Source organism: Methylobacterium sp. J-043, from assembly GCF_022829505.1.
GTDB classification, from domain to species: Bacteria; Pseudomonadota; Alphaproteobacteria; order Rhizobiales; family Beijerinckiaceae; genus Methylobacterium; species Methylobacterium extorquens_A.
The window spans coordinates 342,867-367,716 of the sequence record NZ_JAKSYB010000063.1; the positions used below are offsets into that span (position 1 = coordinate 342,867).

Genomic DNA, 24,850 nt, shown 5'->3' on the forward strand with positions numbered 1-24,850 from the left:
GTCAGCGAAACCTCTTGCCACCGGCTCGCTGCGCACATAAAGATATCTTTATGTCTAGCGAGAGCGGCCTCACGAACAGCGCGACCCCGGTCCCGGTGCCCTTCGCCGAGGCGCTCGCCGTGCTGCGGGCGGCGGCGGAGGAGACGCGCCTGCGTATCCTAGCGCTGCTGGCCGAGGGCGAGTTGTCGGTCTCCGACCTCACCGACATCCTCGGCCAGTCGCAGCCGCGCATCTCGCGCCATCTCAAGCTCCTCGTCGAATCCGGCCTGATCGAGCGTCACCGCGAGGGCGCCTGGGCGTTCTTCCGCCTGCGCGAGGCCGCCATCGGCTTCGTCGAGCCCCTGATCGCAGCGCTGGAACGCGCCGCGCCGCCGCTCTCCGAGGATCGCGCCCGGCTCGACTCGGTGCGGACGCAACGGGCCGAGGCGGCGCAGACCTTCTTCGCCCGGCTCGCTCCCAAATGGGACGGCCTGCGCTCCCTGCACGTGCCCGAGGCCGCCGTCGAGGCGGCGGTGGTCGAGGCGCTCGGAGACCGGCCGATCCGCCACGTGATCGATCTCGGTACCGGGACCGGGAAGATGCTCGGCCTGCTGGCCCCCCTGGCCGGTCGCGCAACCGGGCTCGATTCGAGCCATGCCATGCTCTCGGTCGCCCGGGCCAACCTCGAACGGCTCGGCCTGTCGCGGGTCGACCTGCGCCAGGGCGACCTCCACGCGCCGCCCTTCGGCCGCGGCGGCTTCGATCTCGTGGTGCTGCATCAGGTGCTGCACTACCTCGACGACCCGGCTCGGGCGCTGCGCGAGGCCGCCCGCCTCGTCGCGCCGGGCGGGCGGTTGCTCGTGGTCGATTTCGCGCCCCACACCCTGGAGCAGTTGCGCGAGAGCCAAGCCCATCGCCGCCTCGGTTTCGGTGCGGAGCAGATCGCGGGCTGGCTCGTCCAGGCGGGCCTGGGCGATGTCGAGAGCCGCGACCTCGCGCCGGAGGACGGGATCGAGCACCCGCTCACCGTCACCCTCTGGCTCGCGCACGACACCGCCGCCGCGATCGAGGCGCCAACCCTAGAACGCGCCGTGGCCTGAACTTCGGGCCCTGGCCGACTTCCATCGACGACCGACACCACGACAGACGTCCAGGAGAAGGGACGAAGAGATGCCCAACGCCTCCCAACACCGCGCCAGCCGCGACGGCTTCCGCCCGATCCGGGTCTCGATCGAGTTCTTCCCGCCCAAGACCGAGGAGATGGAGAAGATCCTCTGGTCCTCGATCGAGCGCCTCGCGCCGCTCCAGCCGAAATTCGTCTCGGTGACCTACGGCGCCGGCGGCTCCACCCGCGAGCGCACCCACAACACCGTGGCGCGCATGGTGCGCGAGACCAGCCTCAAGCCCGCCGCCCACCTCACCTGCGTCGCGGCGACGAAAGAAGAGATCGACGCGGTGGTGCAGTCCTACTGGGATGCGGGCGTGCGCCACATCGTGGCCCTGCGCGGCGACCCGGCCGAGGGCGTCGGCCACAGCTACCGGCCCCATCCCGGCGGCTACGCGCAGACCTCAGACCTCGTCGCCGGCATCAAGCGGATCGGCGACTTCAAGGTCTCGGTCTCGGCCTATCCGGAGAAGCATCCGGAGGCCGCCTCGCTCGATGCCGACATCGACGCCCTGAAGGCCAAGGTCGATGCCGGGGCGGACCAAGCGATCACCCAGTTCTTCTTCGATAACGAGATCTACCTGCGCTACCGCGACAAGGTGCGCGCGGCTGGCATCGACATCCCGATCATCCCCGGCATCCTGCCGGTGCAGAACTTCAAGCAGGCGGCCAGCTTCGCCCGCCGCACCGGCGCCTCGGTGCCGTACTGGCTCGCCGCCCGGTTCGAGGGCCTCGACAACGACGTGGAGACCCGCCGTCTCGTCGCCGCCGCGGTCGCCGCCGAGCAGGTGCTCGACCTCGTCGACGAGGGCGTGGAGGACTTCCACTTCTACTCGATGAACCGCTCGGATCTGGTCTACGCCATCTGCCATCTGCTCGGCCTGCGCTCCCAGGCGCCGGCCAAGCCGGCGGCGAAGCCGGAAGCCAAGGCGGCCTGACCCCTCGCCACCCCGCTCCTGAACCTCATCCCGAGATGCGACCGCGCCGCGGTCGCCGCACGGGTGGGTGCCAGGAGCGATCGCGTTTTCTGGAGGCCTCCGAGGCCTCCGCCCCGGCGCCTCAGGATGAGGTGGGTTGATGCGGCCGACGCTTTCGGCCATCGCCGTCCCGGAACATCCCAGGATCGTCCGACATGACCGCTTTCCCCCCCGTCGACGGCACCGAGATCGAGCGCGCGCTGCGCCAGCGCGCCTCGGAGAAGATCCTCGTCCTCGACGGGGCGATGGGCACGGTGATCCAGCGGCTGAAATACACGGAAGAGGATTTCCGGGGTGAGCGCTTCAAGGATCACGGCCACGACCAGAAGGGCAACAACGACCTCCTGATCCTCACCCAGCCCGACGCGATCCGGCAGATCCACCTCGACTACTTCCTCGCCGGCGCCGACGTCTGCGAGACCAACACCTTCTCCGGCACCACGATCGCCCAGGCCGATTACGGCATGGAATCGATCATCCACGAGCTGAACGCCGAGGGCGCCCGGCTCGCCCGCGAAGCCGCCAAGCTCGCGGAAGAGCAGGATGGCCGCCGCCGCTTCGTGGCCGGCGCCATCGGCCCGACCAACCGCACGCTGTCGATCTCGCCGGACGTCAACAATCCCGGCTACCGCGCCGTGACGTTCGACCAAGTCAAGCAGGCCTATATCGAGCAGGTGCGTGGCCTCATCGACGGCGGCGCCGAACTCATCCTGATCGAGACGATCTTCGACACGCTCAACGCCAAGGCGGCGATCGCCGCCGCTTGGGCTGTGTTCGACGAGACCGGCATCCGCCTGCCGATCCAGATCTCCGGCACCATCACCGACCTGTCCGGCCGTACGCTGTCGGGCCAGACGCCGGCCGCGTTCTGGAACTCGCTGCGCCATTCGAGCCCGCTGACCTTCGGCCTCAACTGCGCGCTCGGCGCTAAGGAGATGCGCGGCCACATCGCCGAGCTGTCGCGCATCTGCGACACGCTGGTCTGCGCTTATCCGAATGCCGGCCTGCCCAACGAGTTCGGCCTCTACGACGAGAGCCCGGAGGCCATGGGCAAGCTCGTCGGCGAGTTCGCCGCGTCTGGCCTCGTCAACATGGTCGGCGGCTGCTGCGGCACCACGCCGGACCACATTCGCGCCATCGCGGAAGCCGTCGCCGACAAGACCCCGCGCGCGATTCCCGAGATCCCGCGCCTGATGCGCCTGTCGGGCCTCGAGCCCTTCGTGCTGACGAAGGAGATCCCCTTCGTGAACGTCGGCGAGCGCACCAACGTCACCGGCTCGGCCAAATTCCGCAAGCTCATCACCAACAACGACTACGCCGCCGCGCTCGACGTCGCCCGCGATCAGGTCGCGGCCGGCGCCCAGGTCATCGACGTCAACATGGACGAGGGCCTGCTCGACAGCGAGAAGGCGATGGTCGAGTTCCTCAACCTCGTCGCCGCCGAGCCTGACATCGCCCGCGTGCCGGTGATGGTCGATTCCTCGAAATTCGAGGTGATCGAGGCTGGCCTGAAGTGCATCCAGGGCAAGCCGATCGTGAACTCGATCTCCATGAAGGAGGGCGAAGCGAAGTTCATCGAAGCTGCCAAGATCTGCCGCTCCTACGGCGCGGCGGTCGTCGTCATGGCCTTCGACGAGCAGGGCCAGGCCGATTCCTACGAGCGCAAGGTCGAGATCTGCACCAAGGCCTACACGATCCTCACCGAGCAGATCGGCTTCCCAGCCGAAGACATCATCTTCGACCCGAACATCTTCGCGGTGGCGACGGGTATCGAGGAGCATAACCCCTACGGCGTTGCGTTCATCGAAGCCACGAAGACCATCCGCGAGACGCTGCCCCACGCCCACATCTCCGGCGGCGTCTCGAACCTGTCCTTCGCCTTCCGCGGCAACGAGCCGGTGCGCGAGGCGATGCACGCGGTGTTCCTGTTCCACTGCATCAAGGCGGGCATGGACATGGGCATCGTCAATGCTGGCCAGTTGGCCGTCTACGACGAGATCCCGGCCGAACTCCGCGAGCTGTGCGAGGACGTGGTCCTCAACCGGCGCGACGACTCGACCGAGCGCCTGCTGGAGGCCGCCGAGCGCTTCAAGACCGGCGCCTCGGCCCAGGCCAAGACCGCCGACCTATCCTGGCGCGAGGCCCCGGTCGCCAAGCGCATCGAGCACGCGCTGGTCAACGGCATCACCGAGTACATCGTCGCCGACACCGAGGAGGCGCGCAAAGAGGTCGCGCGTCCGCTCCACGTCATCGAAGGCCCGCTGATGGCCGGCATGAACGTGGTCGGCGACCTGTTCGGGTCGGGCAAGATGTTCCTGCCGCAGGTGGTGAAGTCCGCCCGCGTGATGAAGCAGGCGGTGGCCTATCTCGAACCCTTCATGGAGGAGGAGAAGCGGGCCAATGGCGGCGACGGCAAGCGCCAGGCCGCCGGCAAGGTGCTGATGGCCACCGTGAAGGGCGACGTCCACGACATCGGCAAGAACATCGTCGGCGTGGTTCTGGCCTGCAACAACTACGAGATCATCGATCTTGGCGTGATGGTGCCGGCGGCCAAGATCCTCGAGACCGCCCGGCGCGAGAACGTCGACATCGTCGGCCTGTCGGGCCTCATCACCCCGTCGCTCGACGAGATGGTGCATGTGGCCGCCGAGATGGAGCGCGAGGGCATGGAGATGCCGCTCCTGATCGGCGGCGCCACCACCAGCCGCGTGCACACGGCGGTGAAGATCCACCCGGCCTACGCCAAGGGGCAGGCGGTTTACGTCACCGATGCCAGCCGGGCCGTCGGCGTGGTGTCGAGCCTGATCTCGAAGGAGACCCGCGGGGCCACCGTGGAGAAGGTGCGCGCCGAGTACGCCAAGGTTGCCGATGCGCACCGCCGCTCGGAGGCCGACAAGCAGCGCCTGCCGCTCGCCAAGGCGCGCGCGAACGCCTTCAAGGTGGATTGGTCGGCCTACAAGCCGGCCAAGCCCAGCTTCACCGGCACTCGCGTCTACGGCTCCTACGAGGTGGCGGACCTCGTCCCCTACATCGACTGGACGCCGTTCCTGCAGACCTACGAGTTCAAGGGCCGCTACCCCGCGATCCTCGACGATCCCGAGCAGGGCCCGGCGGCGCGGGCGCTGTTCGAGGACGCGCAGGTGATGCTCAAGCAGATCGTGGAAGAGCGCTGGTTCAACCCGAAGGCGGTGATCGGCTTCTGGCCGGCCAACAGCGTCGGCGACGACATCCGGCTCTATACCGGCGAGAGCCGGGGGGAGACGCTCGCGACCTTCCACGGCCTGCGCCAGCAGCTCTCGAAGCGCGACGGGCGCGCCAACACCTGCATCTCCGACTTCGTGGCGCCGGCCGAGACCGGCATCGCCGATTACGTCGGCGCGTTCGTGGTGACGGCGGGGCTGGAAGAGGTGCGCATCGCCGAGCGGTTCGAGCGGGCGAACGACGATTACCGCTCGATCCTCGTCAAGGCGCTCGCCGACCGCATCGCCGAGGCCTTCGCCGAGCGGATGCACGAGCGCGTCCGCAGGGAGTTCTGGGGCTATGCGCCGGACGAGAGCTACACGCCCGACGAACTGGTGCACGAGAAGTATGACGGCATCCGGCCCGCGCCGGGCTACCCGGCCCAGCCCGACCATACGGAAAAGGTGCAGTTGTTTGACCTGCTCAAGGCGGAGAGCCGCATCGGCGTGAAGCTCACCGAGTCCTACGCCATGTGGCCGGGCTCCTCGGTCTCGGGCCTCTACCTCGCCCATCCCGACGCACACTATTTCGGCGTCGCCAAGGTCGAGCGGGATCAGGTCGAGGACTATGCCGGGCGCAAGGGCATGGACATCGCCGAGGTCGAGCGCTGGCTCGGGCCGATCCTCAACTACGACCCGGCCCGCTACCTCAAGGCCGCAGCCGAGTAGTCACGCCGAATAGGTCACAGGTGGCGCGGGATCGCACCGCAACGCTCCCGCGCCGCGACTTTTTCCTTGCCGAGGGGCGGCGGGGCGCGGCACGCCTGCCGTCACGACCCGCGGGGCCGCCCCGCCTTCGACAGGAAGTCCCGATGCGCCCCACGCTGCTCGTCCTCGCCGCCGCCGTCCTCGCCTGCGGGCTGTCGGCCTGCAACAGCACCGATTCCGGCGGCCCTGGCCTGGCCTCGGCTTTCGAGACCAGCAACTACCGCCATTCGTCCGACACCAACGGCACCCAGACCCGCCGGGACGTGAACCGCGCCTACACGCAGCCCTCGCTGCCCTCGATCGCCAGCCGCGGCTTCTGAGCCGCCTTGGCTCAGCGCCGCAGCCGCCGACGCAGGTTCTGGGCCGCCGCCCAGAGCCGCGGCGAGCGCTTGATCCGGTGCTTGAGCCGCACCGCCAGCCGTGAGGCGAGCACGAGGGCGTGGCTCGCCGGGCTCACCGGCACGACCTGCTCCACGAGTTCGATGGTCTCGTCGCAGGTCTTGGCCTTGTAGCCGGCCTCGCCGACGCCAAGGTCGAGCGCCCTGCGGCCCCGCGCGGCCTGATCGCCGACGAGCCGGTGCAGCAGGATCTCGCCGGGGCTGAACCGGCCGAGTTCGGGGTCGGTGTCGAAGGACGTCCACATCCCGCAGAAGCGGGCGCCGTCCACCGCGCCGCCGAAGGTCGCCAGGATGCGCCCGCTCTCGCTCGCCACCAGGGCGTGGGTCTCGATCGCCGCCGCGCGGCCCTCCGCGCCTGGCACGGTGGCAAAGGCGATGAAGCGGCGGATCTCGGCATCCGCGTAAGGGTCGGCGACACCGAGATCGGCGAAGCGCGCGGCCTTCTGCGCATAGAATGCCGCCTGGATCTCGGCGGCCGCCTCCGGCGTCCCGGCGACGCGGTGCTCGACGGACCCAAGAAACTCCACGAGCTTGCGCTCCTTGGCCCGCAGCTTCTTGCGGGTGTCGCCGCTGAACACCCGGCGCAGGGTCGCCTCGGCATCGGGGCCGAGCAGCATGCCGTAAGCGTCGCTCGGCGCCGGCAGGCCGCCTCCGGCCAACGGGTTCGGGGTGCCGTCCCAGACGCGCGGCTGGTTGCGGAGCGCGAAGGCGTCGATGCCCGCCGCGCGGCCGGCCCGGACCAGCGCTTCGGTCAGATCCTCGGCCGGCATCGCCGCCGCCTCGCGGGAGGCAAAGAGCGGCATGTGGAAGTTGGCGTGCCGGTCGCCGACCACCCGCGCGACCCGCAGCGGACCGCGGCGCCCGATCGCGAGCGGGAGAAGCAGCCGCACCCGTCCATGCGCATCGCGGAGCACGAGAATGCGCGTCTCCTCACCGGCATCGATCCCGGCGCCGAGATACGCCGCCACCCAGTCGAAGCGCTGGTAGGGCGTCATCAGGACGGCCGGGTCGGATTCCAAGCCTCGCCACAGCCCCTCGACCTCGGCGAGATCGGAAAACACCTCCGCGGTGAGGCCGCCATGGCCCCGCAGCTCCGCCCGCACGGGGCGCCCCAGATCTTCGGCGAGAGCCGCCATTGCCACATCCCCCTTTGCGGGCGCCCGTCACGGCCAGGACGGGCAGCCCCACGAAACCGCCGGATACGGTTGCCGCTTGATCCAAGCGGGAACCGTATCCGCAAGCCCGCGCGGCGCTTGAGAAGGGATCCCATCGCGCCAGCGCGATGGGATCCCGCCGAAGCCCAAATCCGCTATCCCGAAGAGATCAACCGGATTTGGCATGAGGGCGATCCTGCCCGGTCTGGCCTCAAGCCTCGGTTGATGCCGGCGGCCGATCTGCGGGGATGGGTAACGAAAGCTTTTCGCGTCGGACGCTAGGCTCAAGGCGATGCCGGGATCGCCCGGTGCCCCGAGTCCTGACGCGCCATGCTGTCGCCCCGCACCCGACACCGCCTGTTCCGCGCCGGCTTTCGGGCGATCACCGCCACGGGCGCCGACCGCTGGCTCGCCCCCGCCACCCGCGGGCGCGGGATCATCCTCACCTTCCACCATGTCCGCCCCGAGTCGGTGCCGAGTTTCGCGCCGAACGCTCTCTTGTCGATCACCCCCGCCTTTCTCGAACGGACGCTGAAGGGGCTCGCCGCCCGTGGCTTCGAACTGATCGGCCTCGACCAAGTCACCGAGCGGCTCGCAAGCCCGGAGGCTGGGCCTCCCTTCGCGGTGCTGACCTTCGACGACGGCTACCGCGACAATGTCGAGCACGCCCGGCCCGTGCTGACACGGCACGGCGCACCCTGGACGCTGTTCGTGACGAGCGATTTCGCCGAGGGGCGCGGGCGGCTGTGGTGGCTCGAACTGGAGCGGGCGGTGGTCCGGCTCGACGCGGTGCGGCTCGGCTCCGGCCTCGTCCTGCCGGCCCGCACGGATGCGGAGAAGACGACCACCTTCGAGACGGTCTACCGCGCCCTGCGCGCCGGCCCGGAGCCGGTGCTGCTCGAAGAAATCGCCCGGCTCTGTCGCGAGGCCGGGTTCGAGCCGGGCGGGCTCGCCCGCGAACTCTGCCTGACCTGGGAGGAACTGCGCGACCTCGCCCGCGACCCGGCCGTCTGCATCGGCGCGCACACGCTCTCGCACCCGATGCTCGCCAAGCACGACGCCGGTTTCGCGCGGCGGGAGATGGCCGAGAGCCGTGCGCGGATCGAGGCGGAGCTGGGTCGCCCGGTGCGCCACCTGTCCTATCCGGTGGGCGATCCGACTTCGGCCGGGACGCGGGAATTCGAAGCCGCCAAAAAACTCGGTTTCGCCACCGCGGTGACGACCCGGCCGGGCCACCTGTTCGCAGGGCACGCGGAGCATTGCCACGCCCTGCCGCGGGTCTCGGTGAACGGGTTGCACCAGAGTGAGGCCGCGCTGGCGAGCCTCCTGTCCGGCGTGCCGTTCCTGGCCTGGAACCGCGGGCGGCGGCTCAACGTGGCGTAAGGAGAGGCCGCCTCAGCGGCGGCGGCGGCGCGAGCGCGACGAGCCGCCCTCCGATTCCCCCGCACCGGCATCGGCGCTGCCGACATCGAAGCTGGCGCTGGCCCGGCCGCGCCGGCCGGAGCGCCGCCCCCGGCGCCGCGCCGGCTCGACATCGGGCTCCTCGATCGAGGGGATGCCGGGGATCGTCGCTGTCGAGGCGACCGAGGAGGTGCTGGAGGCGTCGTTGCCGCTGACATAGCCGCCGCCGCTGGCGACGTTCCGAGCGGGCGGGCCGAACATGGCGAGGCACTGGTTGTAGGCGAGATCGTTCTTCAGCCGCTCGCATTCCGCCATGGAACGCGGCGTCCCCTGCGCGGCAGCGGTTTCGGCGGCCAGCGGCGCGGCGAGCATCAACGAGGCGGCGAGGAGGTGCGGACGGAACGAAAGCGCGGGACGGCGCGAGGAGGGGCGCATGGGCGGCGGGCGACCTTCGGAAGCGAACCTTGAGCGTAAGACGTCTCGCCTTTTCGCCAGGGAGTACGGCGAAAAAAGGGGCCCGGCGTGTTCTAATCCCTAATCGTCCGGCCGATCCATCCAGCGGATCAGCGGCATCAGCGGGAAGATCCAGGCGATGCCGAGGATCGAGTAGATCACCGTCTGCACCGCCGGATGGGTTTCCGAGATGCGGCTGTCGGCGAGCGCCATGGCCAGCGGCGCGTAGACGATCACGAAGGCCAGGATCCCGAAGGTTCCGAGCAGGGTGCGCGTGCGGCGGCGCATGGGGGCCTTCGATCTCTCGTGTCGGGAAGCGCGCCGGTCCGCGCGCCGGAACGGGTCGTACCGGTCCTGTTCGGACGCCGCAATGCGGGAAGCCTGCGTCACGGGGCGATCGCTCGAAATCGCGGAATGCGGCTTCGCGGCGCGTGCCTTGGCTCAGCCAAGGCGTCGAGCGGAGCGAAAGCATGAACCCGCGGAGGCGGGCGCCGGCGACTGAGGCTGGCAGGAAAACAGGGGGATCGCCTGAGGCGATCCCCCCTGCATGCGTCATAGCTCGCGTTGCGCGCGGGGTCCCGCTTCCCGTAAGCCACACCCGAACGTTCCCGGCCGCCGGACCTGACGCGCGAGACCATGAGACTGTCGACGAACCCGACCCTCGACCGCTTCGACGCCGTTCCGGCGGCCTCCTACCGCCCCGGACACGGTGCGGTGCGCGCGTGGCTCTATGGGCTCGCCGTGCTCGTCGTCGCGATGGTCGCCGTCGGCGGCGCGACGCGGCTCACCGGCTCGGGCCTCTCGATCACCGAGTGGCGGCCTGTGACCGGCGTGGTCCCGCCGCTCGACGCCGCCGACTGGGCGGCGGAGTTCGACAAGTACCGCGACACGCCACAATTCCGCATCCTCAACCAGGGCATCGGGCTCGACGGCTTCAAGACGCTGTACTGGTGGGAATGGGGGCACCGCCTGCTCGGGCGGATCGTCGGCCTCGTGTTCTTCCTGCCGTTTGCGTGGTTCTGGGCCCGCGGCATGCTCGGGCGGCGCCTGCTCACCGGCCTCCTCGGCCTTGGCCTGCTCGGCGGGCTTCAGGGCGCCATCGGCTGGATCATGGTCGCCTCGGGCCTCCAGCCCGGCATGACGGCGGTGGCGCCGCTCAAGCTCGCACTCCACCTCACTACCGCGAGTCTGATCCTCGCCGGTCTCGTCTGGCTCGCCGCCGGCACCCGCCCGCGGGCGCTCGCTCCGGCGCCCGAACCGGTGCGGGTCGTCGCTTGCCTGTTGCCGGCCCTGGTGCTGGTCCAGATCTGGCTCGGCGGGCTCGTTGCCGGCTCGAAGGCGGGCCTGCTCTACAACACGTGGCCGGACATGGACGGCGTTCTCGTGCCGCCGGCCCGTATGCTGTTCGACAAGGTGCCCTTCATCGAGAACTTCATCGACAACCTCGCCCTGGTGCAGTTCAACCACCGCCTCTTCGCCTATCTCGTGGTGCTGGCGGCCATCGCCCACGCGGTCCAGGCCGCGCTTACGGCGCCCAGAAGCGCCGCGGCGGGCCGGGCGATGGGCGTGGCGGCGCTGGCAACGGCACAGATGGGTCTCGGCATCGTCACCCTCCTGTTGCAGGTGCCGCTCTGGGCGGGTCTGGCGCATCAGGTCTTCGCCATGGCGGTGCTGATCATGGCCACCGTCCATGCCCGCCTTGCCCTCGGCGTGCCCGCCGCCTCCGCGCCCATGGGGGCGGAGGTGCCGATCGGGCTGGAAGCGCTCGCCGGCCGCGGCGCCTGAAACGGCTCCGCGGCATTCCAGCGGTTTGGCGCGAAACCTGCTCGGCGTCCGCGTCCGGTTCATGAAACCGTCGCGATCAGCTTCGATGCTGGGGGAAAGCTCGGAATGGAACCTTGGCCGACTGCGATGCAGCATAGAAAGCAGCGTACCTTGCAGCGCAAAAGGTGGGCTCCAGTCGTCGTCACAGCAATTTCGGTGGAAGACTCTGCTCTCGGTAGTCCGACGATGGAACGACTCGCCGCTCTATAGAATTAAATACCTCGCCAACACAGGAGCAGAGGATGTTTCTGGCCGAGGACGGACGCCCGCTTGCGCTGACATGGAACTACACGCCCAGTGAATTGCGGGCGGACGGTGTAGTCCATATCGCAGGTATCGCCCTCGGGTTTCTCGGCGCGATCTGCTTGATCGCGATGGCAGCCCTCAACCATCTCGGGTGGATCGAACGGGCCTCTCTGCTGGTCTACGCCACCGCGTTGCTGGCGATGCTCGGCGCATCTGCCGCCTACAACATGTGGCCGGTGAGCCCGCGCAAGTGGATCCTGCGCCGTTTCGACCATGCCTTCATCTATCTGATGATCGCCGGCACCTACACGCCGGTGGTGGCGCTGGTCGGCTCCGGCCCCGTCGCCTGGACGCTGCTCGCCCTGATCTGGACGGTGGCCCTCACCGGCATCGCCATCAAGATCCTGATGCCCGGCCGCTGGGACCGGGTCTCGATCGTGCTCTACCTGATGCTCGGCTGGAGCGGCGTCCTTGCCTACGAATCGGTGATCTCGGGGCTCACCCCGTCCGCCCTCTGGCTCCTCGCTATCGGCGGCCTGCTCTACTCGGGCGGCGTGGTCTTCCACGTCTGGCGCAGCCTGCCGTTCCAGAATGCGATCTGGCACGCCTTCGTCCTGGCCGCGACCGCCTGCCATTACGGGACGATCATGGCGAGCGTGCTGCACGCCGGGGCGTGAACGGTCCTGCCTTTCCCGGCACCGGGCTGCGAAGCCGTTGCCACGCGCGATGTCGATGCAGCGCGTGAGCTGGGAACAAGCAAAAACGCGCGAAACCCGGCCGATGGCCGACGGCGCCTGAATGCTCAGGCCGGCTCGGAGATGCTGCTGCCCTCGCCCAGGGTGTCGGAGGCGCGCTCGACGGCGCTGATCGCATCGAGCAGGTGCTGCACGCTGCGCTCCACCTCGATCCGGGGCCGGTCCATGCCGGCCGCCCGCGCCACCAGCCCTTCGAGCTGATCGAGAACGTCCAGGAGGTCGCCCGCGACAGCCGCGACGTCGCAGCCGGCGCGGGCCGGCGTGGCGGGGGCAGGGGGGCGGCGGAAAGGGATGACCGTGCTCATCGCCATCGTGTGTCGCGAAAAGGCGGGCGCGTGGCCACCCGCCGACCGGGCGTCATCCACACCCAAGCCGCAGCGCGGGGTCGCCAAAGGAGGCTTCCCGGCTCAATTGGTGAGTTTTTCGTCGAAACCGTGGCTCGAATCCGCGGCAATCGGTCAAGCTTTGCCGCCGTGACACCGGGCCAGTTCCGAACCAAAAAATCTTTCCTCCGAATCGGCCCGTTCCGGCGATGCATTGACAAGGATCGCGCCGAAGCAGAGGCTGGAATCGTTCCGAGGGGGGCCCCGTATGGGGCTGAGAGTGGGCAGGCGCCCTGACCCTTGAACCTGATCCGGCTCGTACCGGCGGAGGGACGGGAACCAGTGGCCGCTGCTCACAAGCAGCATCGGCCAGCCGCACCATCGTCGGGACCACGGGTCGCCTCCCCTATCAGGAGCGACAGCGATGAACGCACCCGTCCGTCCCAAAGATCTTCCCAACGGCAATCCCGCCAGCGTGACCACCGGCCCCGTGCAGGGCTCGCGCAAGGTCTATGCCGAGGCGCCCGGCCGCCCCGACATCCGCGTGCCCTACCGGGAGATCGCCCTCTCCGACCCGAAGGAGGAGCCGGTGCGGGTCTACGACCCGTCGGGCCCCTACACCGAGACCGATGCGGGCATCGATCTCGAGAAGGGTCTGGCCCCGGTCCGCGAGCCGTGGATCGTCGGGCGCGGCTACGCCGCCGTGAAGCCGCGCGAGGTGAAGCCGGAGGACAACGGCTTTGCCGCCGCCGACAAGCTCGTGGCGCCGTGCCCCGCCGAACGCACGATCCGCCGGGCGGAGCCGGGGCAGCTGGTCACGCAATACGAGTTCGCCCGCGCCGGGATCATCACGGAAGAGATGATCTACGTGGCGCATCGCGAGAATGCCTGCCGCGCGCAGATGCTAGAGCGCGCCGAGGCCGCGCTCGCCGACGGCGAGAGCTACGGCGCGGCGGTGCCGCCCTTCATCACGCCCGAATTCGTCCGCGACGAGATCGCCCGCGGGCGGGCCATCATCCCGGCCAACATCAACCACCTCGAACTCGAGCCGATGGCGATCGGCCGTAACTTCCTCGTCAAGATCAACGCGAATATCGGCAACTCCGCCGTCACGTCGTCGGCCGCCGAGGAAGTCGAGAAGCTGGTCTGGTCGATCCGCTGGGGTGCGGACACGGTCATGGACCTCTCGACGGGCCGCAACATCCACAACATCCGCTCGTGGATCGTGCGCAACTCGCCCGTGCCGATCGGCACCGTGCCGATCTATCAGGCGCTGGAGAAAGTCGGCGGCGACCCGCTGAAGCTCGATTGGGAGGTGTTCAAGGACACGCTCATCGAGCAGGCCGAGCAGGGCATCGACTACTTCACGATCCATGCCGGCGTGCGGCTGGCCCACGTGCCGCTCACCGCGCGGCGCACCACCGGCATCGTGTCGCGCGGCGGCTCGATCATGGCGCGCTGGTGCCTCGCCGGGCACCGCGAGTCGTTCCTTTACGAGCGGTTCGACGAAATCTGCGACATCATGCGGGCCTACGACGTGTCGTTCTCGCTCGGCGACGGCCTGCGCCCCGGCTCCATCGCGGATGCCAACGACGCGGCCCAATTCGCCGAACTGGAGACGCTCGGCGAACTCACCAAGATCGCCTGGGACAAGGGCTGCCAGACCATGATCGAGGGCCCCGGCCACGTGCCGATGCACAAGATCAAGGTCAACATGGAGAAGCAGCTGACTGAGTGCGGCGAGGCGCCGTTCTACACGCTCGGCCCGCTGACCACCGACATCGCGCCGGGCTACGACCACATCACGAGCGGGATCGGCGCGGCGATGATCGGCTGGTTCGGCTGCGCCATGCTCTGCTACGTCACGCCGAAGGAGCATCTCGGCCTGCCGAACCGCGACGACGTGAAGACCGGCGTCATCACCTACAAGATCGCCGCGCACGCCGCCGACCTCGCCAAGGGCCACCCCGCGGCGCAGCTCCGCGACGACGCCCTCAGCCGCGCCCGCTTCGACTTCCGCTGGGAGGACCAGTTCAACCTCTCGCTGGATCCCGACACGGCGCGTACCTACCACGACGAAACCCTGCCGAAGGACGCGCACAAGGTCGCCCATTTCTGCTCGATGTGCGGCCCGAAATTCTGCTCGATGAAGATCACGCAGGATCTGCGCGCCGACGTGCTCGCCATGGAGGAGGCCGGCATCGTCATCGGCCAAGCCCAGCCGATGAGCGACGCCGAGCGCCAGGCCGGCATGGCGGCCAAATCGCAGGAGTTCCTGGAAGAGGGCGGCAAGCTCTACGTCGACGCGGCGGAATAAGCCGCGCCGAATACGGGATGGCCGCCCGGCGGGCGGCCATCCTCGCAAAAGCCATCGCTTGATGCGAATTCGCGAAAATTCTTCAGGTCATCGTTACGGATCGGTGAGGCTGGCCGGCATTCCCGGGGGACAAGCGGCGGGCCTTAAGATTCCGGTAGCGACGCACGCAATCTCCTGAGGTCCGGCCTCGCGCCGGAACCGAAGGAATGCAGCCATGGACCCGATCAGGGCCGCGGCCTCGACGCCGCCCGTCTCCACCGCCCCCATCACCCCCGTCCGACCGGTCGCGGAGACCGTTCGCGACGAGGCGCCCGCCTCCCGCGTGCTCGATCCCGCGGTCACCGTCGCCGTGAGCCCCGAGAGTGCGGACACGAAACCGTCCGAGCCGGAGCGGCGTGCCTATACCCGCGATGCGGACAGCCAGAGCCTCGTTTTCCGTGTCACCGATCCGCAGACCGGCGATGTGGTGATGCAGATTCCCGACGAAGTGATCCTCAAGGCGCGGGCCTACGCGCGGGAAGCAGCTCCATCTCCGGGCGAGCGCATCGCCAAGACGGCCTGATACCAAATCCGTTCGATCCCTTCGGGATGGCGGATCTGGTATGACCAGCCATCCGACGGGACCGGACGTGCGGGCACGCGCGCGCCGCGTCGGCCCATGGTTTCAACGGCCCAGATAGTACGCCGCTGCCGAAGGCGATCCGCTCCGGCGGCTCTGAAGCGATTCGGTTGCTGGAAGCCGGCCTTTACACCCCCGGCCCGGCGTCGCCCTGAAGCCCCGCAGCGATGTGGTTGTTGAGCGAGACGAGCGACTCGATCTTCTGCGCGGTCGGCTCGATCATCGTGTCCAGGATCGTATGGAACACGTAGGCCGAGAGCTGCGCCATGCCGGTGCGGACCTCGGCGGGGAGCGGGCTGTTCGGCTCGGTCGCGGCGGACGCCAGGATCGTCCAGACACGCTGGTTGAACGTCAGCGCGTCGTTGAGCGCCGGCCCCGCCTCGATCTGTGAACCGAGGGACTGGAGACGGCCGGCGGCCTTCAGCAGAACGGCTGCCTCGGCTTCCCGAGGGGAGAGCGCCACGCGCGAAGCCTTCGCATAGGCATTGGCCGCGTACTGCATCGTCAGTGTTCTCCCTGCGCCGCCCTCGGCCGATCGCAGGCGAATCAATGCATCGTTTTTGTTAAAAGCCGGTATGCGAGCGTTCTGCCGTATTGGCGCCCCGAAAGGGGGTGAGTGCTTCGGCGTGGCGGCCGTTATGGCCAGTCCGTGCCACATCGGGTCCGGAACCCGCTTCAGATGACGAATTTCTTTCTCGGATTGATGGCCGGCTGCATCATCGCCGGTGTCGTCACCATCACCGCTGCCCGGCACCCGGCGGTGCAAATGCGACTCGGCCTCGTGCCGCCCGCTCAGGCAGCGGTCGTCGTAGCACCTCGCCCCGAGACGCCCCGCTGCCCGGTGCCGAAGACGGCGAACCAAGTCGGCAATCCGGAGATGCTGTTCTCGCGTAGCCGCCTCTGGTCGGTCGCCCCCTGAGGCCAGTCCCGATCCCTCGAGGCAGGCCTCAGGAAATCCGCTCGTTCGCTTCGCAGGGCGCGATGTCGTGTCTCGTGCGAGCGCCGCGCGGGCTTGCTGATCGGTCCCCGCCTGGATCGAGCGGAAGCCGGATCAGACGCTGCTGCTGAGCAGAAACATCACCATCGTCGTCGCAACGGTGCTGCCGAGGAAGCCGAACAGGGCCGCGGCGAAGGAGGGGCCGGTCTGCATGTCAGCGGTGGGCTGACGGAGGGCGTTGTCGGTGGCGATCATGGCAAGACCCTGAGGGGAGAAGAGAAGTTTTCCGGCGCGAAGCAATCGGTTCGATTGCAGTGAATCTGCGCTTCACGGTGACGCTTGGCGGTGCGGGACCACACTCGGACCCGCGGACGGATCCGGCTTCGGCAGCATCGGGTTAGAGGCGGTCTCGATCCGCCGGGAGCGCGGGGCCGGCCGCGGTCAGTCGCAGCGGTTGACCTGCTTGGCGGCGCGCAGGGAGCGGAGCTCGCTGCGCAGATCGATCGACACGATGTCGGCCCCGCAATCCTCGAAGGCGTCCTGCGCCTCGTGGTAGCGATCGCCGATCTCGTCGAGGGTGTCGCAAACCCGGTCGTGATTGCCGAGCTGTGCTTCCTGGCGGGCCTGATAGCGCAGAGCGCTGGCTTCCTGGATCTTGCGGCGGCCGTCGAGGCAACCCGGCGCCGCGAGCGCGGAGGAAGCCAGGGAGACGCCGACGAGGGAGGCCGCAAGGCCGGCGAAAACGGTGTGTCGCATGAGGTGACGCATGGAGCAGACCGACTTTGTTCGACCGAAGTCATGATAAGGTTAAGGAGCGTTCAGCACGCGGCCATCACAGTGTCTTCACCGATCCGGCCACTGCGTCATCGCTCGTGTCGGCTTTTGAACGGTGACGCTAAGCCGATGGTTCCGAAACTGGCCTGCAGGATCTGCCAAGATTCTTGGAAGCTTCCCGGACGATTCTTGGTGGAACATTCGGCGCACTGGGATTCGATCGACACCCCTATCCCTCCGCGGACTCCTTTTGACCGAGAACTTGGCGACCGAGATCCTGCCCGGCGCGGTTTTGGCGCGCCGTCTCCGACACACGCCCGCGGCGCGAGACGAGAATCTGGTCGAGGGTGACCGGCGCCAAGCCCTGCGTATCGACGCCGACATCGTATTGTCGCGGGATCGGCTTGAGCCGGCCGTGGGAATGGCCGTGCAGGTTGATCGCGCCGCGACCGAGGCCGTTCCAGGTGCGGAAGGCGTAGTGGCACAGTACGAGCCGGCGGCCCTCGACCTCGGTCTCCGCGTAATGCGCCACCGAGGCCCAGCCGGGCGCCGACAGGGTGGCGGGACCGTCGTTGTTGCCGACGATCAGGTGCTTGCGGCCGTTGAGCGCCTCGAGCAGGGCCGCGATGCGCTCCGGTGGGGGACCGAGGGCGAAGTCTCCGAGATGCCAGACGGTGTCGTCCGGCCCGACGACGGCGTTCCAGGCCTCGATCAGGGCCGCGTCGTGGGACGGCAGATCCGCGAAGGGGCGCCGGTCGATCCGCAGGATCCGGGGGTCGCCGAAATGCGTGTCGCTCGTGAAGAAGATGGTCATCCGCCGCGCTGTCCGGTGTGAGCGGGACAACGCGGCGGACGGGAGAACGATGCCGGCCTAACGTCCTGGGCTGAAGCGCAGCGGTACGGTGACCGGGAGGCTCGACTGCGTCACCCCGGAGGGGGCGGGCGGCAGGCTGCCGCGCACCGCCGCGAGCGCGGCGCTGTCGATGGCGCCGATCCCGCTGCTGCTGCTCAGAGACGCTCCGCTCACCGCGCCGGAGCGGCTCACGGTGAAGCGCACGGTGGCCACGCCGCCACTGGTGCCGGCCGCGGCTTCACGGTTCATCCGGCCACGGATCGTCGCGGCGATGGAGCCCTTCCAGGCGGCCATGGCGTTGGGGTCGTTGGCCGCGGCGGCCGTGCCCGTCGCGCTTTGGCGCGAGGTGGCGGCGGAGTCGCGCTGCGAATTGCCCGCCCGGGCGGCCTGGGCGCGCCGTGCGGCATCACGCTCGGTCTTCGCCTTGGCGGCCTTGATCCGCGCTTCCTTCTGCGCCTCCTCGCGCTTCTTTTCGATGATCTCCTTGCGGCGTGCCTCGCGCTTCTTCTCCAGCTCGGCCTTGCGGCGCTCCTCGATCTTGGGATCGGGCTTGGGCGGCTCCGGGGCCTTCGCCACCACGGGCGGGGGCGGCGCCAGCGGCTCCGCCTCCTGCGCCTCGGAGGCGATGATCTGCTCTTCCGGCGGCGGGGGAACCGTGTCGGGCGGAACTTCCGTCACGGCTTCCGGCGGCGGAGGCGGCGGCTGTACCTCCTCCGGCATCACCTCCGTCATCTCCGGGGGGGGCGGGGGCTTCACCTCGTCCGGTGTCTCGACCGGCTCGGCCGTCTCCGGCTCGCCCTCAGGCTTGGCCTCCTCGGGAATCTCTTCGACCCGCTGCGACTCGGCAGGCGCCTGGGTCTCGGCCTCCGCCATCTGCGGCGCGAGATCGATCGTGATCTCCTGATCACCCGGGGGCGCAGGCGGGGTCAGATGCAGATAGGTGATGCCGATCAACCCCGCGGCGTGCAGGGCCAGGGCCAGGGCGAAGGCGGCCGTGAGGCGCCCCTGGCCGCCTCCCTCGGAAGGGCCCGAGGGTAATCCCTGCCCGGCATGAGCGGGCACGGGAGCCGGCATCGGGGCAGATATCGGGGCCTGCATCGGCGGCATGGGGGCGGCCTTCGGAGCTGGCTTGGGAGCGGCCATCGGCTTAACGGGGCGTCCCTGCGGCCGGCGCGCCACCCGCCGACTGGGCAATCAGCGAGACCTTGGTGAAGCCCGCCTGACCGACGAGGCCCATCACTTCCATGATCCGGCCGTAGGGCACGTCCCGGTCACCGCGCACGAGCACGACCTGATCCGGGTTCTCCGCCCTGAGCTGCTTCAGGCGCGGCAGGATCGTCTCCGGCGTGAACCCGTCCTTGGCGATGAACGGATTGCCGTCCTTGTCGATGGAGACTTCGAGCGGCTTCTGTGACTGCGCCACCTTGGCGGCGGTCGTCTTCGGCAGTTGCACCGGCACGCCCGTCGTCATCAGCGGCGCGGCCACCATGAAGATGATCAGCAGCACCAGCATCACGTCGACCATCGGCGTGACGTTGATCTCGGACATCGGCGTGGCGTCGAGGCCGTCCTCGTCGTCGCTCGCCGAACGCGCGGTTCCCATGGCCATGGCTTCGCCCTTCCGGGTGTCGGCGACGGCCCGCCGAGCTGAGGCGGGCGCCGCGAAGGTTTCAGGAGTCGGCGAAGAGGCGGATTACTCGGCCGCCGCGGCCCGGGCGTGGGGACCGCGGTCACGGGCGAGGCGGTTGCCGAGCACCGAGATGCAGGAGACGAAGCTCGACTGGATGCGGGCGACGTCACCCGAGAGCTTGTTGTAGGCCATCACCGCCGGGATCGCGACGACGAGGCCGATGGCGGTGGCGAACAGCGCCTCCGCGATGCCGGGCGCCACGACCGCGAGGCTGGTGTCCTGGCTCTTCGCGATCGACGAGAACGAGTTCATGATGCCCCAGACCGTGCCGAACAGGCCGACGAAGGGGGCGGTGGAACCGGAGGTCGCCAGCAGCGGCAATCCGCCCTGGAGACGCTTCACCTCCAGGCTGAGCGCGCCCTTCATCGCCCGCTCGATCCGCTCGCGGCGCTCGGCCCGGCTCTCGCTCGGATCCTGGTCGCGCCACGCGTCGAGCCCCGCCTTGATCACGTGGCCGGAGATGCCCTTCTGCCCGGTATCGATGGTGCCCTCCGAGCGGACCATCGCGTCGAAGGCCTTGGCCTGCCGTTTGGCGGCGGAGAGGCGCACGATCTTCTCGAAGACGACGGTCCAGCAGGCGAGCGAGGCCACCACGAGGAGAATCATCACGCTTTTGACGATCGGGTCGGCCTGCAGGAACAGACCGATGAACGACATGTCGTGGGCTGCAGCGACCGCCTCGGCGGGCACGGACGTCGGATCCATGTGTGACTCCTCGTGGCTCCAATATGCGTCCGTCACACCCGGTCGAACCGGTGGGACGGACGCGGCCGGCCTCAGCGATCGAAGGCGGCCGATGTCTTGGTGGCGGGCTCGATCCGCTCCAGGCAGGTCTCGCGGGTGGCGTCACCGCCCTCGCAAGCGAGCACGTCGTTGAGCAGAAGACGGCCGATTTTCGGGCAGGAGAGGCCGGCGAAGTCGAAGAGCCGCACCACGGTCTTCTTCTCTTGCACCGGGCCCAACTCGACGGCGAGGCGCTTCTGGGCGACGCCCTCCGTGTCGAAGGCGAACAGATCGACCTTGAGCGACTTCAGCGCGGGCCCGCGGCTGTTGTCGACGAGCATGTAGGTGCGGCAGGCCTCGCCCGCGGGCTCGAGCCGGTTCAGTTCGATTTTCAGGGGAGGGGCGTCCGATTTGGCCGGCGGCGTCGCATCCTGTGCCATCGCGGCGGGGATCGCGGTGATCAGCGCTGCGGCGAGGGCGGCACTCGCGACGAGGCGTCCCCCGATCCCGCTGCGTCCCGGCCCTGCATCGCTCATTCCCCAGCCTTCCTGAATCACGACGATCTCATCTCCCCAATCTCGCGCCGCCCCGGAGATCCGGCGCGGGCCGCTTGACCCGAAGGCCGAAGGACTGCCGCTATCCCGCCGACATTCGCTTCGCCGTGGTTTCGACGGCACCGAGAGGCGCCGTCATCCGAGGCGGGATCACCGTGACGCGATCTCCGCCGCATGGCGATGTGCGGATACAGCAAAGGTCACGCCCGGCGCTTCCCACAGCACCGTGTACGTTTCCGGAGCGTGCCTATCCGACAAGCAGGGTGTTGATCAAGGTTTGCTAAGAATTTCAGAGCAATTCCAAACTATTGAAGAAAGCCGGCACTCGGATTGGGATTTCTCTTTTATCCCGCCACAGTTGCCGTTTTATCCCGAATCCCCATTCCCCGTGCTTCACCGCCCGCGCGGCCGACCACCCTTGATCGGCATCCGCCCACTTTCCATATCCTGATCCAAGAGCGCTGCCGCGAGGCGGGCTCGAGACCGCGAGGTGCCGCCAAGGGCTCGACGCCGTTCGATCCCCCAGGGCCTCGCCGGAGGTTTGAGCGACGATGACGCGGCCGTCCCCGTTCGGGTATCCATTCCTGCTCGGCTTCGACGAGATCGAGCAGGCACTCGATCGTGTCTCGAAGGCCGCCAGCGACGGATATCCGCCCTACAACATCGAACGTGTCACCCGCAGCGAACGCGAGCCCGAACGCTTGCGGATCACGCTCGCGGTGGCCGGCTTTACGCAGGATCAGCTCGACGTTTCCCTGGAGGAGAATCAACTGGTCGTGCGGGGGCGGCAGGTCGACGACAAATCCCGTCACTACCTGCATCGTGGCATCGCGGCGCGGCAGTTTCAGCGGGCCTTCCTTCTTGCAGACGGCATGGAGGTCTTGGGCGCGGAGCTGTCGAATGGGCTGCTGGCGATCGATCTGGCACGACCCGAGCCCGAGCGCATCGTCCGCAAGATCGCGATTGCCGCCAAGGATCCCTGATCCTGCGGGGCGATCCGGACCTGCTCAACCAAGGGGCGACGCGGGCGATCCGCGTCGATGGATCGCAGGCTCCACCGCCCGTCTCTCGGGCCTCCACCCCATCCCGGATTTGTCGCTGCCGATGTGCGGGACCATATCCGGTTCAACGCTCTGCCTCGGAAGGAGGGCATTCCATGACCACTGCCACAAACGACCTGACCATCGACACGACCGTCAACCCTGCCGTCGATCCGGCAGAGTTCGCCGCACTCGGCGAAGGCCACATCGCCTATGTCCGGCCGATCCGCTCGGACGAGGTGCGTGAGCTATTTCCGCAGGCGCCTGAGATGAGCCCCGGACTCGACCTGTTCGCCCTGCTCTCGGCGAGCGGCGCGCCGATCCTGCTCACTGATTCCCGCGAGGTCGCCGTGGCGAACGCCATGGCCCACCAGCTCTACCCGGTGAGCCTTCACTAGAGCATCATCCCGAAAGCGGGTTGCCGGCTTTCGGAAGAAGCTGATGTAAAAACAAAAGGCGAGAGCATCGTCCCGGGTCCGATATCTGGGACGAACTCTGGAGTCGTCTCCCCGCCGCTCGGCGGGGACACATCTCAAGCCATCGCCGCGACCGTGCGCACGAGGAGTTCGATATCCTCGGGCCGCGACAGGCGGTGGTCGCCATCCTTGATCAGCGTCAACCTCGTCCCCTGCGCGGGCAGACGCTCCAGAATCCGCAGGGCATGGGGATAGGGTACGTCCGGATCGGCCATGCCCTGGAGGATGTGAACCGGGCAGCCCGGCTCCAGGGCCGCGTTCAGCAACAGGTGACGCCGCCCGTCCTCGATCAGCGCCATGCGGATCGGGTCGGGCTTCGGGGCGTAGGGCGTCTCCCGATACCATACGCCGTCGCGCTCCAGGATCTGCCGGACCTCGGGCGGGAAGGCGTCCCACATCAGCGTCTCGGTGAAGTCGAGGGCCGGGGCGATCAGCACCATCCCGCCGACTTGCCCGCCGAGATCCGCCGCGCGCCGCGCCCGCTCGCGGGCGGCGAGGCAGGCGATCCAGCCGCCCATGGAGGAGCCGACGAGGATCGGCCGCTCGTTCGCGTAGCGGTCGATGACGGCGCAGGCATCGGCGAGCCAATCGGAGATGGTGCCATCCTCGAAGCGCCCCTCCGACTCGCCATGCCCGGAATAGTCGAACCGCACCATGCGCCGGCCGTTCTCGGCGGCCCAGGCGTCGAGGGCGGCGGCCTTCGTCGCCCGCATGTCGGAGCGGAAGCCGCCGAGCCAGACCACGGGCGGCCCCTCGCCCTCTCGGACCCGCACCGCCAGCCGGCGCGGGGAGGGGCCTCCGATGTCGAGCGTCACGAGGGGCAATTCGCCCGGCGAAGTCTCCGGATCGCTCACTGGGGCGCAATATCCTGTGATTCTGAAACAACGCGGCGACGCTTCGTTTACCGAACCGTAAAGCCGCGGGGACAATCCTTACCTCATGACCCAATTCCAAGCGACCGTCCCGCTACGGGTGACGCGATGAACGGAGGCAGCCTGTCCGGCGGCCCTGTGCGGTTGTCCGAGGCGTCGCCGCTGGCGGGCGTCACGGTGCTGCAGATCATCCCGGCGCTGGAGGCGGGGGGCGCCGAGCGCACCACCGTCGACGTCGCGGCCGCCCTCGCCGAGGCCGGCGCCCGGCCGCTCGTGGCTACGGAGGGCGGGCGGCTCGTCGGCGAGTTGCAGGCCAAGGGCGGGATCTGGGTGCCGTTCCCGGCCAACACCAAGAACCCGTTCGCCATGGCGCTCAACGTCGAGCGCCTCGTCCGGCTCTGCCGCCGGGAGAACGTGCAGATCCTGCACGCCCGCTCCCGCGCCCCGGCCTGGGTCGCCCTCGGCGCGGCCCGCCGGCTGAAGCTGCCCTTCGTGACGACCTATCACGGCAGCTATTCGGGCCGGACCAGCGTCAAGGTTCTGTACAATTCGGTGATGGCGCGGGGCGACGTCGTGATCGCCAACTCGCACTACACCGCCGACCTGATCCGCCGGACCCATCCCGACCAGGCCGGCGGCCGGATCAGCGTGATCCACCGCGGCACGGATCTGGCGGCGTTCACGCCCTCGGCGGTCGCGGCGGCACGGGTCGAGAGCCTGCGCCGGGCCTGGAACGTGGCGCCGCATGAGCGGGTCGTGCTGCTCGCGGCCCGGCTCACGGCCTGGAAGGGCCAGCGCGTGCTGATCGAGGCCGCCGCCCGCCTGCACGATCTCGGCCTCACCGACTTCGCCGTCGTGCTCGCGGGCGATCCGCAGGGACGTCACGCCTACGAGCGCGAACTCGACGCGCTGATCGAGACGCGTGGCCTGTCGGGCATCGTGCGCAGGGTCGGACACTGCAGCGACATGCCGGCAGCCTTCCGCGCGGCCTCCGTTGTCGCGGTCCCTTCCGTGGAGCCGGAAGCGTTCGGCCGCTCGGCGGTCGAGGCGCAGGCGCTCGGCATCCCCGTGGTCGTGTCCGATCTCGGCGCCGTGCCCGAGACCGTGCTGGCCCCCCCCGACGTCGAGCCCGGCCAGCGCACCGGCTGGCGGGTGCCGCCCGGCGATGCCGCGGCTCTGGCTGAGGCGCTGAAGGAGGCCCTGTCGCTCGGCGCCAGCGCCCGCGATGGGCTCGCCCGCCGGGCGCAAGCCCATGTCGAGGCGAATTTTTCGCTCGACCGCATGATCGATGGCACCTTGAACGTCTATGCCGACCTTCTGAACCGAGCGAAAACGTGACAGGGTGAACCGAAATCAGTCCCGCGAGTTGACTC

26 protein-coding genes and 1 riboswitch are annotated in these 24,850 nt (G+C 68.9%); of the genes, 13 read left to right on the top strand and 13 right to left on the bottom strand.

Annotated elements, in window-relative coordinates:
• The first annotated feature begins 50 nt into the window (after positions 1–50).
• The 4 genes from MKK50_RS19600 (at position 51) to MKK50_RS19615 (ending at position 6,388) form a co-directional block, all read left to right on the top strand.
• Positions 51–1,079, top strand: coding sequence for an ArsR/SmtB family transcription factor (locus MKK50_RS19600; RefSeq protein ID WP_499024745.1), 1,029 nt, complete (start codon positions 51–53; stop codon positions 1,077–1,079).
• Positions 1,080–1,149: 70 nt separating this feature from the next.
• Positions 1,150–2,082, top strand: coding sequence for a methylenetetrahydrofolate reductase [NAD(P)H] (metF, locus tag MKK50_RS19605; RefSeq protein WP_253373396.1), 933 nt, complete (start codon positions 1,150–1,152; stop codon positions 2,080–2,082).
• Between the two features lie 194 nt (positions 2,083–2,276).
• Positions 2,277–6,029 (top strand): methionine synthase, encoded by a 3,753-nt coding sequence (gene metH, locus MKK50_RS19610; RefSeq protein ID WP_499024747.1) that lies wholly within the window; start codon positions 2,277–2,279, stop codon positions 6,027–6,029.
• Positions 6,030–6,172: 143 nt separating this feature from the next.
• Positions 6,173–6,388 (top strand): hypothetical protein, encoded by a 216-nt coding sequence (locus MKK50_RS19615; RefSeq protein ID WP_499024748.1) that lies wholly within the window; start codon positions 6,173–6,175, stop codon positions 6,386–6,388.
• An 11-nt stretch (positions 6,389–6,399) separates the two neighbouring features.
• Here the strand turns inward: MKK50_RS19615 and MKK50_RS19620 are convergent, their stop codons facing one another.
• Entirely contained in the window at positions 6,400–7,602 is a 1,203-nt protein-coding gene (locus MKK50_RS19620; RefSeq protein ID WP_499024750.1) for a GNAT family N-acetyltransferase, read from the bottom strand.
• 348 nt (positions 7,603–7,950) lie between these two features.
• Between MKK50_RS19620 and MKK50_RS19625 the strand changes: the two genes are divergently transcribed.
• Positions 7,951–9,003 (top strand): polysaccharide deacetylase family protein, encoded by a 1,053-nt coding sequence (locus MKK50_RS19625; RefSeq protein WP_499024753.1) that lies wholly within the window; start codon positions 7,951–7,953, stop codon positions 9,001–9,003.
• Between the two features lie 12 nt (positions 9,004–9,015).
• On the opposite strand, the gene MKK50_RS19630 is transcribed toward MKK50_RS19625, so the two are convergent.
• Positions 9,016–9,456: a hypothetical protein gene (locus tag MKK50_RS19630; RefSeq protein ID WP_499024754.1), complete on the bottom strand. Its 441-nt coding sequence runs from the start codon at positions 9,454–9,456 to the stop codon at positions 9,016–9,018.
• Positions 9,457–9,555: 99 nt separating this feature from the next.
• A complete protein-coding gene (locus tag MKK50_RS19635; RefSeq protein WP_009863569.1) occupies positions 9,556–9,762 on the bottom strand; it encodes a DUF2842 domain-containing protein in 207 nt (68 codons plus the stop codon).
• Between the two features lie 348 nt (positions 9,763–10,110).
• Here MKK50_RS19635 and MKK50_RS19640 point away from each other — a divergent pair, with 348 nt between their 5' ends.
• Complete coding sequence (locus MKK50_RS19640; RefSeq protein WP_499024755.1) at positions 10,111–11,259, top strand: COX15/CtaA family protein; 1,149 nt, start codon at positions 10,111–10,113, stop codon at positions 11,257–11,259.
• Positions 11,260–11,540: 281 nt separating this feature from the next.
• Positions 11,541–12,221, top strand: coding sequence for a PAQR family membrane homeostasis protein TrhA (gene trhA, locus MKK50_RS19645; RefSeq protein ID WP_253373403.1), 681 nt, complete (start codon positions 11,541–11,543; stop codon positions 12,219–12,221).
• A gap of 125 nt (positions 12,222–12,346) precedes the next feature.
• Here the strand turns inward: trhA and MKK50_RS19650 are convergent, their stop codons facing one another.
• Positions 12,347–12,610: a hypothetical protein gene (locus MKK50_RS19650; protein WP_499024757.1), complete on the bottom strand. Its 264-nt coding sequence runs from the start codon at positions 12,608–12,610 to the stop codon at positions 12,347–12,349.
• 257 nt (positions 12,611–12,867) lie between these two features.
• Positions 12,868–12,972: riboswitch (TPP riboswitch) on the top strand.
• A gap of 74 nt (positions 12,973–13,046) precedes the next feature.
• On the opposite strand from MKK50_RS19650, the gene thiC reads away from it, so the two are divergent.
• Both thiC and MKK50_RS19660 read left to right on the top strand, forming a co-directional pair.
• Complete coding sequence (gene thiC, locus MKK50_RS19655) at positions 13,047–14,939, top strand: phosphomethylpyrimidine synthase ThiC (protein WP_499024758.1); 1,893 nt, start codon at positions 13,047–13,049, stop codon at positions 14,937–14,939.
• 214 nt (positions 14,940–15,153) lie between these two features.
• The gene (locus tag MKK50_RS19660) at positions 15,154–15,501 is read left to right on the top strand and encodes a flagellar protein FlaG (protein ID WP_253373406.1); all 348 of its coding nucleotides are present in this window, start codon (positions 15,154–15,156) and stop codon (positions 15,499–15,501) included.
• A 184-nt stretch (positions 15,502–15,685) separates the two neighbouring features.
• Here MKK50_RS19660 and MKK50_RS19665 read toward each other — a convergent pair whose 3' ends face one another.
• Complete coding sequence (locus tag MKK50_RS19665) at positions 15,686–16,060, bottom strand: flagellar biosynthesis regulator FlaF (RefSeq protein ID WP_499024759.1); 375 nt, start codon at positions 16,058–16,060, stop codon at positions 15,686–15,688.
• Between the two features lie 177 nt (positions 16,061–16,237).
• On the opposite strand from MKK50_RS19665, the gene MKK50_RS19670 reads away from it, so the two are divergent.
• A complete protein-coding gene (locus tag MKK50_RS19670) occupies positions 16,238–16,477 on the top strand; it encodes a hypothetical protein (protein WP_253373408.1) in 240 nt (79 codons plus the stop codon).
• Between the two features lie 132 nt (positions 16,478–16,609).
• On the opposite strand, the gene MKK50_RS19675 is transcribed toward MKK50_RS19670, so the two are convergent.
• The 7 genes from MKK50_RS19675 to MKK50_RS19705 form a co-directional block, all read right to left on the bottom strand.
• Positions 16,610–16,750 carry a hypothetical protein gene (locus MKK50_RS19675; protein WP_253373409.1) on the bottom strand — a complete coding sequence of 47 codons (141 nt, stop codon included), beginning with the start codon at positions 16,748–16,750 and terminating at the stop codon, positions 16,610–16,612.
• A 186-nt stretch (positions 16,751–16,936) separates the two neighbouring features.
• Positions 16,937–17,263, bottom strand: coding sequence for a hypothetical protein (locus MKK50_RS19680; protein WP_253373410.1), 327 nt, complete (start codon positions 17,261–17,263; stop codon positions 16,937–16,939).
• A 235-nt stretch (positions 17,264–17,498) separates the two neighbouring features.
• On the bottom strand, positions 17,499–18,083 hold the full coding sequence (locus tag MKK50_RS19685) for a metallophosphoesterase family protein (protein WP_499024762.1): 585 nt from the start codon (positions 18,081–18,083) through the stop codon (positions 17,499–17,501).
• A gap of 57 nt (positions 18,084–18,140) precedes the next feature.
• Positions 18,141–19,229, bottom strand: a complete 1,089-nt coding sequence (locus tag MKK50_RS19690; protein WP_499024764.1) for an energy transducer TonB family protein — start codon at positions 19,227–19,229, stop codon at positions 18,141–18,143.
• Between the two features lie 40 nt (positions 19,230–19,269).
• Positions 19,270–19,731: a protein TolR gene (gene tolR / locus MKK50_RS19695; RefSeq protein ID WP_253373413.1), complete on the bottom strand. Its 462-nt coding sequence runs from the start codon at positions 19,729–19,731 to the stop codon at positions 19,270–19,272.
• A gap of 84 nt (positions 19,732–19,815) precedes the next feature.
• Complete coding sequence (locus MKK50_RS19700) at positions 19,816–20,517, bottom strand: MotA/TolQ/ExbB proton channel family protein (RefSeq protein WP_499024766.1); 702 nt, start codon at positions 20,515–20,517, stop codon at positions 19,816–19,818.
• A gap of 71 nt (positions 20,518–20,588) precedes the next feature.
• The gene (locus MKK50_RS19705; protein WP_253373415.1) at positions 20,589–21,071 is read right to left on the bottom strand and encodes a Tat pathway signal protein; all 483 of its coding nucleotides are present in this window, start codon (positions 21,069–21,071) and stop codon (positions 20,589–20,591) included.
• A gap of 569 nt (positions 21,072–21,640) precedes the next feature.
• Here MKK50_RS19705 and MKK50_RS19710 point away from each other — a divergent pair.
• Both MKK50_RS19710 and MKK50_RS19715 read left to right on the top strand, forming a co-directional pair.
• Positions 21,641–22,072 carry an Hsp20 family protein gene (locus MKK50_RS19710; protein WP_003602681.1) on the top strand — a complete coding sequence of 144 codons (432 nt, stop codon included), beginning with the start codon at positions 21,641–21,643 and terminating at the stop codon, positions 22,070–22,072.
• A gap of 173 nt (positions 22,073–22,245) precedes the next feature.
• Positions 22,246–22,527 carry a BQ00720 family protein gene (locus MKK50_RS19715; RefSeq protein WP_499024768.1) on the top strand — a complete coding sequence of 94 codons (282 nt, stop codon included), beginning with the start codon at positions 22,246–22,248 and terminating at the stop codon, positions 22,525–22,527.
• A 134-nt stretch (positions 22,528–22,661) separates the two neighbouring features.
• Here the strand turns inward: MKK50_RS19715 and MKK50_RS19720 are convergent, their stop codons facing one another.
• Positions 22,662–23,459, bottom strand: a complete 798-nt coding sequence (locus MKK50_RS19720) for an alpha/beta hydrolase (RefSeq protein ID WP_499024769.1) — start codon at positions 23,457–23,459, stop codon at positions 22,662–22,664.
• Between the two features lie 126 nt (positions 23,460–23,585).
• On the opposite strand from MKK50_RS19720, the gene MKK50_RS19725 reads away from it, so the two are divergent.
• Positions 23,586–24,815 (top strand): glycosyltransferase family 4 protein, encoded by a 1,230-nt coding sequence (locus MKK50_RS19725; RefSeq protein WP_499024770.1) that lies wholly within the window; start codon positions 23,586–23,588, stop codon positions 24,813–24,815.
• Positions 24,816–24,850 lie beyond the last annotated feature (35 nt).